Source organism: Streptomyces sp. SID3343 (assembly GCF_009865215.1).
Taxonomy (GTDB): domain Bacteria; phylum Actinomycetota; class Actinomycetes; order Streptomycetales; family Streptomycetaceae; genus Embleya.
The window spans coordinates 1-13,105 of sequence record NZ_WWJX01001375.1 but is presented as its reverse complement, the minus strand read 5'-3'; the positions used below and the strand labels follow the sequence as shown (position 1 = coordinate 13,105).

The window sequence follows — 13,105 nt, the reverse complement described above, 5'->3', positions numbered from 1 at the left end:
CCCAGGATTTTCTTCAAAGGAACCACCAACACTCTCCACGACCCACCGAACAGTGGGTGTCTCGAGCGCCGGGGGTGTTTCTTTGGCGTTGACTTTTGGCACGCTGTTGAGTTCTCAAGGAACGGACGCTTCCTTCGGTGCGGAATCAACCGCGCCCTCCGGGCGTTTACTCGTTCATTTTTACTGCTTTTGTTTTTCTGTCCTACCGTGTTGCCGTCTTGCTGTGTTTCTTTTGTTTCGCTTTCGCGTCTCCAGCTTAGCACACCGTTTCGGCCGCTTCGCTTTCCTCGCTTTCGGCGTCCACCGCGTTTCCGCGTTTTCCGCCTCCCGGACTCTAGCAGATCTTCCGACCCGCTTCGCGTCCTTCGCTTTCCGCCTCGAAGCTTTCGCTTCTTCGGCTTCCGGCTCTTCGAGCTTAGCAGTCCTTGCGGCTTGCTTTGCCCTCCGCTTCGGGCGTCGTGAATTCACATTCACTAGGCTTTTGGGCGGTGCCCGCAGAATCTAGCGGAGCGCATTCCGAATCACCTAATCGGTGATCTTGGATTTGCGCGCCTGCCCGGCGGACTTCGCAACAGTACACGGCTGTGCCCGGAGCGCAAAATCGCGCTCCGGGCACAGCCGGCGGCCCCTCCGTGAGCCCCTCCGGGGGCCCTCCGGAAGCCCTCGCTCAGGTGGTCACCTGAGCTTCTTCGGGTTGGTGTCGGCCCCCGGTCCTGCTTCGGTCACCGGCGCCGTGGTCGCGACCTGGCCGTCGTGGGTGAAGCCGATCCCCTTCAGCGTCGGCAGCGCGGTGCCGTCACCGGTGAGTTCGACCCGGTATTGGATGAAGCGCGACGCGCCTCCCACCGTGTCTCCCGGCTTGGCGAGTTCCCTCCACTGAGTCCAGCTCGCGTCCGGTGTGGCGGTCGTGCCCGTGCGTACCCACACACGCAGCGCCGTCCCTCTGGGAACCTCCGCCTGCCAGTCGGCCTTGAGCCACGTCACCATCTGCCCCGCATCCAAGGGCTTGGACTCGTACCTACCGCTGCGCCCGGCCGCGGCGGCCGGGTCCAACGTCAACGCGTCCGGCTGGGTCTTGCGGATCGCGCCGCCCGATACGTTGCCGTTGGTGAAGCCGAAGGCTCCCACCTCCGCGACGCCCGGCTTGGGCATCGCCAGGCGGGCCGGGTTGCTCTTGCGGCCGGGGTCGCCCTGCCACGTGCCCTCGTTGCCGGCCGCGTCCACGCCCACGAGCCGGAAGGCATAGGTCTTGCCGGCGCCGAGGTGACCGAGCTTGGCGTGGTGGTCGGTGGTGAGTTGCTTGGCATCCGTGTACGCCGGGCGCACCGATGTCGGGTTGTCGCCCACGAGTACCGACGTCGTCGCGGGCTTGTCGGTCTTCCAGGTGATGTCGGCGCTGCCGTCCGGCCAGGTCTTGACCGAGACGCCGCTGACCACCGGAGGCTTGCGGTCGGCCTTGGGGGTGCGGAATTCGGCGGGCTTGGCGTTCGGGGCGGGCCACGTGGCGCGCTCGCCCTTCGCGTTCACCGAGGTGAGTCGGTAGTAGTAGGTGGTGTCGGGCTTGAGCGCGCCCAGGCTCACCTTGTGGTCGCCGGCGGTCTCGACGCTCTTCTGGGTGATCGGGAGCTGGTCGGCCTTGGTGCCCAGTTCCATCTCGGTCGTCGACGGGACGTCGGTCTTCCAGGTCAGCGTGCCCGAGCCGTCGGGGGCCGGGGCGGCCTTGGCCTCGGTGATCGCGGGGGCGAGCGGTGCGGCGTAGGTCGCCGTGTACGCGCCGGAGGTCCCGTCGAAGACGGCGTACTCGATGCCCTTGATCGTCTGCTTCGCGAAGGTGACCGTACTGCCGCCGCGGGAGAGCGCGGTGAGCGTGGTGCCGCCGGAGCCCGTGGTCGGGAGCATTGTCATCAGGTTGGCCGCGTTCGCGTTCTGGTTGACCGTGAACGTGACGCTGTTGCCGACCCGGTTGAGGCCGGTGATGGTCGACGCGTTGCGGGCGTCGGTCCAGTCGAGCAGTTGCTTGGCCGAGACGACGGGGACGTTCTTGGCCTTGGCCGAGTCGATGAGGGCCTGTTCGATGTCGAGCTGGCCGACGTTGCCGATGCCGCCGTTGGCGTTGCTGGAGTCCGTGTGGTTGTTCATCACGAACGCGCCGTAGAAGCCGTCGACGTTCGCTCGCGTGACGAGTTGGTCGAACGTGTCGGGATAGACCTGTTGGAACTCGTCGTTGATCTGCGTCGTGCCCTGGTAGATATCGATCATCTGTCCGGAGGAATCCGCGAATCGCATCGGGAATCCGGAACCGGTGAAGAATCCGGGCGCCGCCTTCATGAGCGGGCCGCCCCACGTGTTCTTCCAGTAGTCCGGCATGTAGTAGTAGTTCGTGTCGAGCCGGATTCCCTTTGCTCGGGCGATCGAGGCGTTGGAGCTCCAGTCCGGCCAGGTCAGGCAGTGGGTCCGGTTGGTGGTCGCCTTGAGCGGGGCGTAGCGGTCGAAGTCGTCGAGGCTGTTCTCGTACACCGAGCCGAGCGCGGCGTTGATGTCCGTCTGCGACGCGCCGGCGCGCAGTTGCGGGCAGTTGCCGTTCTCGTCGACGTGGCGGGCGATCTCGAAGCCCTGCGCGGTCCAGTTCTGGACGTTGGCGACCGATGGCGCCTGGGTGCCTTGGGGGCCGGGGCCCCATACGTAGATCGTGCCGCGCATGCACTTCCAGTTCCTGACCGCGGCGTCGCGCAGTGCGGCGATGGGACTGGAGCAGGCCGGGTCGGAGCTGTTGTTGTTGTAGCGGGTGACGCGGCCCTGCATGTCGCTGAGGCTTTGGCCGTGGTTGTCGCCGGTGGAGACCAGGACGACCTTGTTCAGGTCGGGCGCGGGTGTCGAGGCGTTGCCGGGGAGGTACCACGTGCGCGGGATCGGGGCCTTGGCGCGGTTGCCGATCTCGATCAGGTTGGCGAACAGGCGCTGCTGTTCGTCGGCCTGGGGGACCTGGACGCGGCTGAGGTCGACCCAGTCGGGATAGAACATGTCGTCGGCGCGCATGAGCGGGCCGCCGCTGTCGGAGAAGTTGTCGCTCTCGACGCCGGCCTGGGCGGGGTTGCCCTGGCGGGTCTGCACGATCGAGCGGGCGAGGTCGTAGGTGAACGCGGACGCGGTGCCGCTGCCCACGGTGCGGGTGGTGACGGCCGGGCCGAGGGTGGTGGTGCCGGTGCGCGTGTACAGGTCGGCGACGCGGACCGTGCCGGTGCCGCCGGGGATGGTCCATACGTCGGCGGGGCCGTGGTACTGCATGCTCGTCTGGCTGTAGATGCCCGCGCCGGGCGCGGTGCCGGAGTCGACCTTGAGGTATTGGTTGGCCTGGAAGCCGCCGGACGTGCCCAGGCCGAGCAGGCCGGCGAGGGCCGCGCGCGGGTGCATCGCGATCAGGTTGCCGCCGCCGTTGACCCACGTGGTGAGGTCGGTGACCAGTTGCGCGGAGGGGGCGAAGTCGCCCAGGACGACGGTGGTGTAGCCGCCGAGGACGGTGGGATTGACCGCGCTCGCGTCCTTGACCGCGAAGGAGTTGAGGCCCTCGGCGCGCAGGATCTCGGTGTAGTAGCAGCTGTACGGATTGGAGTCGGCCTTGATCACCAGGATCGGGCCGGTGTTGGGCGCGTCGCAGGGTGGGGTCGGCGGGGCCTGGCCGGTGGTGAAGGTCCAGGTGGCGTCGGCCATCGGGTTGCCGGAGGTGTCCTTTATCCCGGTCAGGCTGAGCGTGTAGGGCGTGCCGTAGGCGAGTTCGGCGTCGGGTTTGAGGGTGAGTTGGGTGGGGCTCGTCGGGTTGTCGAGTTCGAGTTCGCCCGGGACCACGACGCCGTTGCGCTTGAGTGTGAAGCCGATGCCGGTGGGCTTGAGCGGTTCGCTGAAGGTCGCCGAGGGTTGGATGCCGGACAGTACGCCGTTGGCGCCCGGCATCGGCGTCTGGTTGGTGACGGCGGGGGCGACGGTGTCCTCGGCGTTGGTGCTGAAGACGACGTCGACCCAGTAGTTGCTGCCGTTCCAACTGTCGGTGGGGTAGGCGCTGCCGGCGTTGTACTTGTACACGCCGTTGCCGCCGTCGACGCCGTCGGCGAGGGCGGTGATCAGGGTGTTGCCGACGGCGCTGGAGAACGAGCCGGAGTTGGACGCGTAGTCGCCGTTGGGTGCGAAGTAGGAGGCGACGTAGGTGACGCCGGCGTGCACGGTGATCGGGGTGGCCAGGTCGACGGTCTGCCAACCGCTGCCGGTGCGGGTCACGTTGGCGACGGTGGCGAGGCGGGTCTGGGTGTTCTTGTCCCACAGGCTCACCGCGTAGGGGCCGGTGCTGCCCGCGAGCTTCCAGAACTTGATCGACTCGATCCGGCCGTCGGTGGTGGTGCGGAACTTGACGCCGACCTCGACGCTGTTGGTGTCGGTCTGGCCGGGGGTGTCCGGGCTGACCGGGCCGGTCCAGATGCTGGTCTCGACCGATGTCGTGGTGCCCGTGCCGGTGGTGAAGGACCACGATTTGGTGGTCATCGTGTTGCCGGCGCCGTCCTTGGCGCCGGTGACGGTGACGGTGTAGCCGGTGGAGACGGCGAGCGGGGTGGTGGGTTGGAAGGTCGCGGTGTTGCCGCTGTAGGCGGTGGTGCCGGTGACGGCGGGGCCGCCGGTCTTGGTGACGCTCCATTGCACGGTGGCCGGTTGGACGGGTTCGTTGAAGGTGGCGGACAGTACGGCCGCGGTCGCGACGCCGGTGGCCTGGTTGGCCGGGACGGTCGTCACCACGCTGGGCGGCACGGTGTCGGCGCCGGGGACGAAGGACACGTCGACCCAGTAGTTGCCGGCCTGGTAGGAGTCGGTGGGCATGCCGCCGCCGGGGTTGTACGAGTAGACGCCGTTGCCCTGGGTGCCGTTGGTGGCCGGCGCGACGAGTTGCTCGACGGTGTAGTCGTTGGCGAAGAAGTTCTCGGTGACGGTGTATCGGCCGCCGGGCGCGATGTAGGACGCGATGTAGGTGGTGCCCGCGGTGACCGCGATCGGGGTCGCGAAGTTCGCGGTCTGCCAGCCGGAGGCGCTCTCGCTCTGGAAATTGATCGAGGTCGAACTGCCGGTGGTGGTGTCCCAGATGGTCCCGGTGTGGGTGCCGGTGTTGGCGGCGTCCTTCCAGAACTTGATCTGGGTGATGGTGCCGTTGGTGTCGGGCTTGAAGCGCACACCCACCTCGACGGGGACCGCGTCGGTGTCGGTGACGGCACCGCTCGGGGTGGCGCCGCCGAACAGCGAGCACGGGTTGCACGGCACGGCCCGGGCGGGCGTGATCGGTGCGAACAGCGTGATCAGGAGTGCGCCGATCGCGGCGAACGCGATGCTCACCCAGGCCCCTCGGTGTGGTCCGGGGGCCGTTCGTCTCGGCGTGTGGGCAGCCTTCATCGACTCGTTGCTCCTCAAGGGCGGGACGCGCTTCGTGCGTGTGCCGTGGTGTGGGGGCTCGGTTGGTCCGTCGGTCGGGGGTGCGGCGGTCGGGGGTGCGGCGGCCCGTGGTGCGGTGGGCTTGTGGCGTCGTGCGTCGGGGCGTTGTGGGGTCGGGGCGTGTGCGTCGGGGCGTTGTGGGGTCGTGATGCGGCTGGGCCGTGGTGCGATCCGGCGCGTGGTGTGGTCAGTTCGCGGCGAAGACCACGTCCACCCAGTAGTTGCTGTCGTTCCACGTGCTGGTGGGATAGCCGCTCGCGCCGTACGTGTACACGCCGTTGCCGCCGGCGGGTCCCGAGGCCAGGGCCTTGATCGGGCCGGTGCCGGCTTGGGCGGTCAGGCCGCCTTCGGTGTACGAGTAGTGCCCGGCGGGGGCGTAGTACGAGGCCGTGTAGGTGGTGCCGGCGGTGATCGGCAGTGGGTTGACGAGGGTCGCGGTCTGCCAGCCGGACGCGGTTTCGGCGCCGAAGTTGGCGGTGGCGATCGGTGCGCCGACGGAGTTCCAGATGGTGCCGGTGTGCGCGCCGGTGTTGCCCGGTCCCTTGTAGAAGCGGATGGCGCTGATGCTGCCCGGGACCGTGCTGGTGAACTTGACGCCGAGTTCGACGCCGCCGTTGTCGGTGTCGGCGGGCACCGCCGGGGTTGCGGTCGCGGGCCAGATGGTGCAGTTCGGGCTGCACGCGGGCGGTGGTGTGCCGCCCGCGGTGGTGAAGGACCACGTCTTGGGCGCCATCGGGGTGCCTTCGGTGTCCTTGGCGCCGGTGACGGTGACCGTGTGGAGCGTGCCTGCGGCCAGGTCGGTGGTCGGGTCGAAGGTGGCGACCTTGGTGGTCGCGTTGTAGGTCGCGGTGCCGGCGACCGGGCCGGTGCCGGGTGCGGTGACCGACCACGCGATGGTCGCGGGTTGGACGGGCTCGTTGAAGGTCGCGGTGAGGTTGGCGCCGACCGCGACGTTCGTGGCGTCGAATCCGGGCTGCATCGAGGTGACCACGGGCGGGGTCCCGGTCGGGGTGCCGCCGGTGGTGGTGAAGACGGCGTCGACCCAGAAGTTGGAGTCGTTCCAGGACTGGTCGGGGAAGCCGGTGCCGTAGCGGTAGACGCCGTTGCCGCCGGCGGGGCCACTGGCGAGCGCGGTGAGCGGGCCGCGGATGTGAGCGGTCGTCAGGCCGCCCTGGTCGGCGGGGTATCGACCGTTCGGCGCCTGGTAGGACGCGACGTAGGTGGTGCCGGCGGTGACCGGCACGGGCTGACCGAACGTCACCTCCTGCCATCCGGACGCGGTTTCGTTGCCGAAGGTGGCGGTGGCGAGTGCCTGTCCGCCGGACGAGGACCACAAAGTCCCGGTGTGCGTACCGGTGTTGCTCGCGTCCTTCCAGAACCGGATGCCGGTGACGAACCCGGCACGGTCGGCCTGGAACTTGACGCCCAGTTCGGTGGAGACGGTGTCGGGGTCGGGCCCTGCGGACGGCTGGTCGGTCGGGGTCCACAGCGTGCACGGGCACACGACCGGCTGCGGCGGGCCGCCGATGGTCACGGTGACCCCGGCGGACGGGGTCTCGGTACGGGCGCTGTCGTCGGTGGCGCGGGTCTTGATGGTGGTCGAGCCGCCGGCGCCGGTGGTGAAGACGTAGGTCCAGCTTTCCCGGCCGGTGGTGGCGGGGTGCCAGGTCGCGCCGTTGTCGACGGAGACCTCGACACCGCCGACCTTGCCGCCGGTGTCGGTCGCGGTGCCGGTCACCGTGACGTTGGCGTTCGCGGGCAGGCTGCCGCCGTTGGTGGGCGCGGTGATCGTCGACGCGGGCGCGGTGGTGTCGGTGCTCTGGACCGGCGCGACCATGCCGCTCATCAGCGTCGCGGGCTGCACCCCCATGTCGGCGAACAGGTTGATCGTCGCCTGCTGCATCGCGGTGTCGACGGTGCCGTTGGCGCCGACTCGGTATACGTCCAGGCCCCAGGCCCACTGCACGGTGCCGGCGCCGAAGACGAGTGCGCCGCTGGGCGCTCGGTACAGGGTCAGGCTGTGGTTGGCGGTGCCGGTGGCGTAGGTCGATCCGTAGTCCTGGATCACCGACATCCCGGATTTGACCGTGGTGGACATCCGGATGAGCCCGGCGGGCCGGGCCCCGTTGTCGAGGTCGGAGTCCCATTCGTAGCCGAGGGTTCCGCTTCCGAGAGTCGTCTGGGCGGTGAGGCCCAGCGTGGCCAGGCGGGTGTTGCGCCACAGTCGCAGCCGGCCGTCCGCGCCGTTGGCGGTCATGTCGGTGACGCAGCAGTTGACCGTGAAGATCGTTCCGGTGAGCGCGTTTTCGGGTCGGCCGCCGTCACCGGGCGGCGAGAAGCGCGGGTCGCGCCAGGTGCCGGTCCATGTCGAGGGGCCGAGCGGGTCGATCGAGGAGTTGGCGTGGGTGTCCTTGTAGGCGACGAGATTGCGGTGGTCGGGGCCGTTGCCGTTGATCCCGCCGTTCTCCCAGCGGGTCTTCCAGAAGACCTCGTTGCCGGAGAAGAACGCGAGGTTGACGCCGGCGTCGCGGGCGGCCTCGACGTTGGCGCGTTGGCCCGCGGACCAGTACTCGTCGTGGCCGACGGAGACGAAAGCCTTGTGATTCTTGATGAGTTGGCCTCGACGGTCGCTGTCCACGCCGGTGGTGTAGCTGACGTCGTAGCCGTTGCGTTCCAGGAAGCGCAGCATTGCGAACTCGGCGTTGAACAGCGAGTCCTCGGGGTTGTCGCCGCGCGTGGTGAAAGGCCGGTTGTAGCTGACCTTGTACGCCCGACCGACCGGTTGACCCTCGTAGAGACTGTTACCGCCGTACTCGTTGTACGCCTGCCACGTGGTGTCGGACGCCTGCACGAACAAGGCCGAGTGCGACGCGTCGTTGCGGACCACGAACGGGATCTGGCTCGCTCCCGACGTCCCGTCGGTGCGGGTGGGTTTGGCGATGTAGTAGCCCGACACCGCGTCCGAAGGCACCGACCACGTCGCGGAGTTCGTCCAGTTCGAGCAGTCGATCAGCCCGGTGGTGAGGTTGTCGGTGTCGCAGTTCGATTGCTGCCGAGCGGTCGTGGCCGAGGCCGGGATCGTGTACACCTTGCGCGCGCCGCTGTTGTTGTACCAACCGAGTCGGTAGATGTCGATCCGGTACGCGCTCGCGGTGGTGTCGATCCTGAACGTGATCGGCGAGCCCGCGTTGACGCTGATGTCGGTGGAGAAGCCCTGGATCGAGCTGCTGCCGGCGCCGCTCACGTCCCATTCGCTGCGCGGATTCCCGGCTTTGCTGTTCTCGCACGTGATCGCGTTCGCGACGGGCGCGTCACACGGACCGGCCGAGGCTCTCGGCGCGTTCGGTGCCGCGATCGTCAGTGCGAGCAGCAACCCCAGCAGCGTCGGTATCGTTGCTCTGCGCAGCCGCAACCTGGGCATGATCATGAGTGTCCCCCACCCCAACTCCGGTGCCCTGAGCGATATCCCGGGCCCGAGATAGGGGAAAGTGTGGCGCATGTGCCGGTCTGTTGTCCGGGTTTTGCCCTCTCGTTAGGCGGCCCGTGGGTACAGTGCGGGAGCCGGGCGTGGGTTGGCCTCGGTCGGGGCTTGGGGGAGCTCGGATCGACCGTCCGGTCTCGAACACGCGACGTTGCGGGGGGACTTGTGAAGATTGTGATCACCGGCGGCGCCGGTTTCATCGGGTCGAATCTGGCCGCGGCACTTCGGGACCACGACGTGGTGCGCGACGTGCACGTGGTGGACGACCTGTCCACGGGCTCGCTCGCGAGTCTCGACGGCCTCAAGGTGACGTTCCATCAGGGGTCCATCCTGGAACCCGAGTTGCTCGACGAGGCGTTCGCGGGCGCGGAGGCGGTCGTACACCTGGCCGCGCTGCCGTCGGTGCCGCGCTCGGTGGAGGCGCCGCTGGCCAGCCACCACGCGAACGCGACGGGGACCCTGGAGGTACTGGAGGCGGCGCGCCGGGCCGGCGGCATCCACGTCGTGGCGGCGTCCTCGTCGTCGGTGTACGGCGCCAACCGCGAGCTGCCCAAGCGTGAGGACATGCGTACGGCGCCGCTGAGCCCTTATGCGGTTGCCAAGTTGGCGACCGAGTCCTATCTGATCGCGTACGGCAACTGCTACGGGCTGCCGGTGTTGCCGTTTCGGTTCTTCAACGTGTTCGGGCCGGGACAGCCGGCCGATCACGCGTATGCCGCGGTGATCCCGCGGTTCGTGGACGCCGCGTTGGCCGGGCGCCCGTTGTCGGTTCAGGGCGACGGCGAGCAGACCCGCGACTTCACCAACATCGGCAGCGTGTGCGCGGTGCTCACCGACGCGGTCCTGCGGCGGGTGGTCTCGGACATCCCGATCAACCTGGCGTTCGGTTCGCGTACGTCGCTCAACGCGCTGATCGAGTTGCTCGCGGACGTGCTCGGGCACCCGGTGGAGGTCGAGCACGTGCAGCCGCGCGCAGGCGACGTGCGCGACTCGCAGGCTGACGGGTCGCGGCTGCGGGCGCTGTTCCCGACGGCGGAGCCGGTCGAGTTGCGCGACGGGCTCGCGCAGACCGTGGCATGGTTCCGCTCGCGCGTCGCGGCGGGCGGCTGAGCGGTGCAGCACGCCTTGGCGGGGTGCGGGTTGGTGGTACGGGGGTTGGCGGTACGCGACTTGGTCGTGCGGGGGTCGGCGGTGCGCGGCGTGGCTGCGCCCGGCCGGGCGATGCGGGGCACGGTCGTGCGGGGCTCGGTGGTGCGGGGCCGGGCGTTGCATGGCCTGGTCGTGCGCGGCTCGGCGGTACGAGGCACGGTCGTACGGTGCCTGGTCGTGCGCGGCTCGGCGGTGCGTGGCACGGTCGTGCGGGGGTCGGCGGTGCGGGGCTCCGTCGTGCGTGGCTCCGTCGTGAAGGGCTCCGTGCTGCGTGGCTGGGCGGTTCGGGTTCGGGGCGGGTTCAGTCGCGGCGCAGTGGGCGGGCGGGCGATCCCACCACTGTGGTGTCCGCGGGTACGTCGCGCGTGACCACGGCCCCCGCGCCCACGAACGCGCCCGGGCCGACGGTCAGTCCCTGGAGGACGATCGCGCCGCTGCCGACGGTGGCGTCCGCGCACAGGTGGACGTTGCCGGAGACGTTGGCGCCCGGGTACACGCTCACCCGGGCGTCCAGGCGGGTGTCGTGTCCGATGGTGGCGTTGTAGTGGACCTGGACGTGTGGGCCGACGGTGACGCTGCTGGACACGTGCGCGTTGGCCTGGATCAGGCTGCCTTCGGCGAGCGTGGTCTCGGGCGAGATCACCGCGCGCGGGTGGACGAGGGTGACGGCCCGCAGGCCGAGGTCGTCGAGGATGCGTGACAGGCGGGCGCGGGCGGTGGGGGCGGCGATGCCGACGAGGTAGTCGCCCGCGTGCACGTCGGCGGGGCGCAACACGGGCAGGCCGCGCACCTTCTCGCCCGCGCGGGCGTCGTCGAGGAACGCGGTGACGTCGAGGGCGGCGGCGAGCGCGGCGTCGAGGGCTTCGCGGCCGACGCCGCCGGCCCCGCAGATGTAGAGCGGCATGCGAACAATCTTGGCAGCGCCCGCGGCCTCGGCGGCGGACGATACGGCTCGGGATCGGATTTTCGGGTGAGTGGTGACCGAGAAGGGGAGCACCGGGTTCGCGGTTCCGCGCGACACCTGTCCCGACTTGACCTGTTGGGTACGGCGCTGGTGGCGGCCGCGGCGATGTGGGGGTTGGTCGCGGGGGCGAACCGACCGGGGGAACCGGAGGTGTATCTGCTCGCGCTGTTGACGGTGGCGGGTGCGTACGTCGTGGGACGGGTGGTCGGCGCGAAGTCGGGCGTCGCGGTGCCCGCGGTGGTCACCGGCGGGGTGGTGGCGGCACTCGTGTCGTGGCCGGGGGCGTTGAACGGATCGGCCGCGGGTCCGCCGTTGGACTACGGGAACGCGAACGGTGCCTTGGTGGCGTTGGCGGTGGGCGGGGCGTGTCTGGCCGCGCTGCTCGTGGCGTCCGATCGGCGTCGGGGTGAAGTGTTGGTGTTGGCGGGCCTGTTGGTGCTCGCGGCGTTCGCGACGCGGTCGGTCGCGGCGGCGGTGGGCGCGTTGGTGGTGTTGTCGACGGCGCTCATGTCGGCCGGGGTGTACCGCAGGGGCAGCGTGGTGGTGGTGTCGGCGGTGTGTCTCGCGGGCGTGGTGCTCGGGACGGTGGTACTCGGGACGTTGGGGCCCCGCGCCGAAGGTGGCCTGGGCGGGTCCGCGCAGGCGGGTCTGACCGAGCGTCGAGTCCGACTGTGGTCGGACGCGGTGCATCTGACGGAGCGTTTCCCCGTGCGCGGCACGGGTCCGGGAACGTTCACGACGCACAGCGCGACCGCGCGCTCGGACGCGGACGTGCGGTCCGCGCATTCGATGTGGCTGCGGCAGGGCGCCGAGCAGGGTGTTCCCGGGGCGCTGTGTCTGGTCGCGGTGGTGGGGTGGGTGTATCTGCGGTTGTGGCGCTCGCCGCAGCCGGCGCCGGTGGTCGCGGTGGGCGCGGTGACGTTCACGGCGTTCATGGTGCAGGCGTCGATGGACTACGTCGCGGAGTTCCCGGTGGTGCTGGTGGCGGTCGGCTTGTTGCTGGGGTCGGCGACGGCGATGCCGGACGCGGACCTGCGGGCGCGGATCGAGCGCGGGGTGCTGTAGGGCTGGGGCAGCGTCCGCTGGGCGGCTTGCGGTGGGGAACGAAGGCAGTCCGGCGGCGGTCGCGGGTGTGGCCCCGAGCGGCGGTCGATGTCGCTCTTGCCCGCTGGCGGGGCTTTTCCGCAGGCCACGGCTTTTGTCCGGGGTCTGGGCCGGAAACCTCAGATGATGCTCAGATTCGCACCGTCGGGCCGACGCGCCCTCTACTTTGTGGAATCGCCACCACACGGGCGCACATATTTCCCGGGCAAGGGGAATGTCACGCCGATTCACAGGTTTGTCGATTCGCGTGCAGGATTGCCGGAATCCCGTTTCGAGTTCGTTGCGGGATTTTCCAGAGAGCGGAAACGAAAGGCCGGGGCGGACCCGGGGGTCGTTGCGGCGCAGGTGGGTGCTGACCCTCGCCGAGTGTTTATTCTTGCAGGTCACCGGCTCACGGGGGCGGGTCGACCGGACGATTCGGCATGCCCGCGGTGGTAGGCGTACGGCCGGACCGGGGTCGTCGCTTTTCTCGGCATGCCGTGTTCGGGCCACGAACACGGCGCTCGGCCGGGTGTATCGAGATTTTATGCACACCCTCTTTTCCCGCCGCTTGTGTGACTGCTTGAATGCACCTCGATCTCCGACGACCCGGGTATCGCCTGTTCTGCGCGGGAGGCACGATCACCATCACAACCGCAGCGAATCCCTTGAGCGGGGACTTCTGGAGCGGCACCCGGGGCGTGGCGTGGATCGCGCTGCTCGAACTCGTCGTGATCGTCGTGGTGGTCCTGCGCGTGCTCGCCCGGCGCAGCGGCTCTCGTGGCCTCTTCCGTGGGCTGTGGCGCCAGGTGACGATGACCGCGTGGGCGTTTGCCGCGCCGTTCGCCACGTGGTGGCGGGATCGGCGGGGTGTTGCGCTGTTGGCGCGGCGGATCGGTGAGCCGCGCACGTACGACGTCGCGGCGCGGGCGTGGGCGGCGGCGCGGTCGGTGGGCGCCCGGCCG

5 protein-coding genes and 1 pseudogene are annotated in these 13,105 nt (G+C 69.4%); 3 read left to right on the top strand and 3 right to left on the bottom strand.

Annotated elements, in window-relative coordinates; genetic code table 11:
* Positions 1 to 675: 675 nt before the first annotated feature.
* Both GT354_RS43745 and GT354_RS43740 read right to left on the bottom strand, forming a co-directional pair.
* Positions 676 to 5,367: a DUF4082 domain-containing protein gene (locus GT354_RS43745; protein WP_161362654.1), complete on the bottom strand. Its 4,692-nt coding sequence runs from the start codon at positions 5,365 to 5,367 to the stop codon at positions 676 to 678.
* Positions 5,368 to 5,650: 283 nt separating this feature from the next.
* Entirely contained in the window at positions 5,651 to 8,884 is a 3,234-nt protein-coding gene (locus tag GT354_RS43740; protein WP_237536042.1) for a N,N-dimethylformamidase beta subunit family domain-containing protein, read from the bottom strand.
* A 225-nt stretch (positions 8,885 to 9,109) separates the two neighbouring features.
* Between GT354_RS43740 and GT354_RS43735 the strand changes: the two genes are divergently transcribed.
* Positions 9,110 to 10,054 carry an NAD-dependent epimerase/dehydratase family protein gene (locus GT354_RS43735; protein ID WP_161362651.1) on the top strand — a complete coding sequence of 315 codons (945 nt, stop codon included), beginning with the start codon at positions 9,110 to 9,112 and terminating at the stop codon, positions 10,052 to 10,054.
* A gap of 340 nt (positions 10,055 to 10,394) precedes the next feature.
* Here GT354_RS43735 and GT354_RS43730 read toward each other — a convergent pair whose 3' ends face one another.
* A complete protein-coding gene (locus GT354_RS43730) occupies positions 10,395 to 10,997 on the bottom strand; it encodes a NeuD/PglB/VioB family sugar acetyltransferase (RefSeq protein WP_202512953.1) in 603 nt (200 codons plus the stop codon).
* Between the two features lie 66 nt (positions 10,998 to 11,063).
* Here GT354_RS43730 and GT354_RS43725 point away from each other — a divergent pair, with 66 nt between their 5' ends.
* The gene (locus GT354_RS43725) at positions 11,064 to 12,122 is read left to right on the top strand and encodes an O-antigen ligase family protein (RefSeq protein WP_161362650.1); all 1,059 of its coding nucleotides are present in this window, start codon (positions 11,064 to 11,066) and stop codon (positions 12,120 to 12,122) included.
* Positions 12,123 to 12,727: 605 nt separating this feature from the next.
* Positions 12,728 to 13,105 (top strand): annotated as a pseudogene (locus tag GT354_RS43720) (hypothetical protein); the annotation flags it as partial.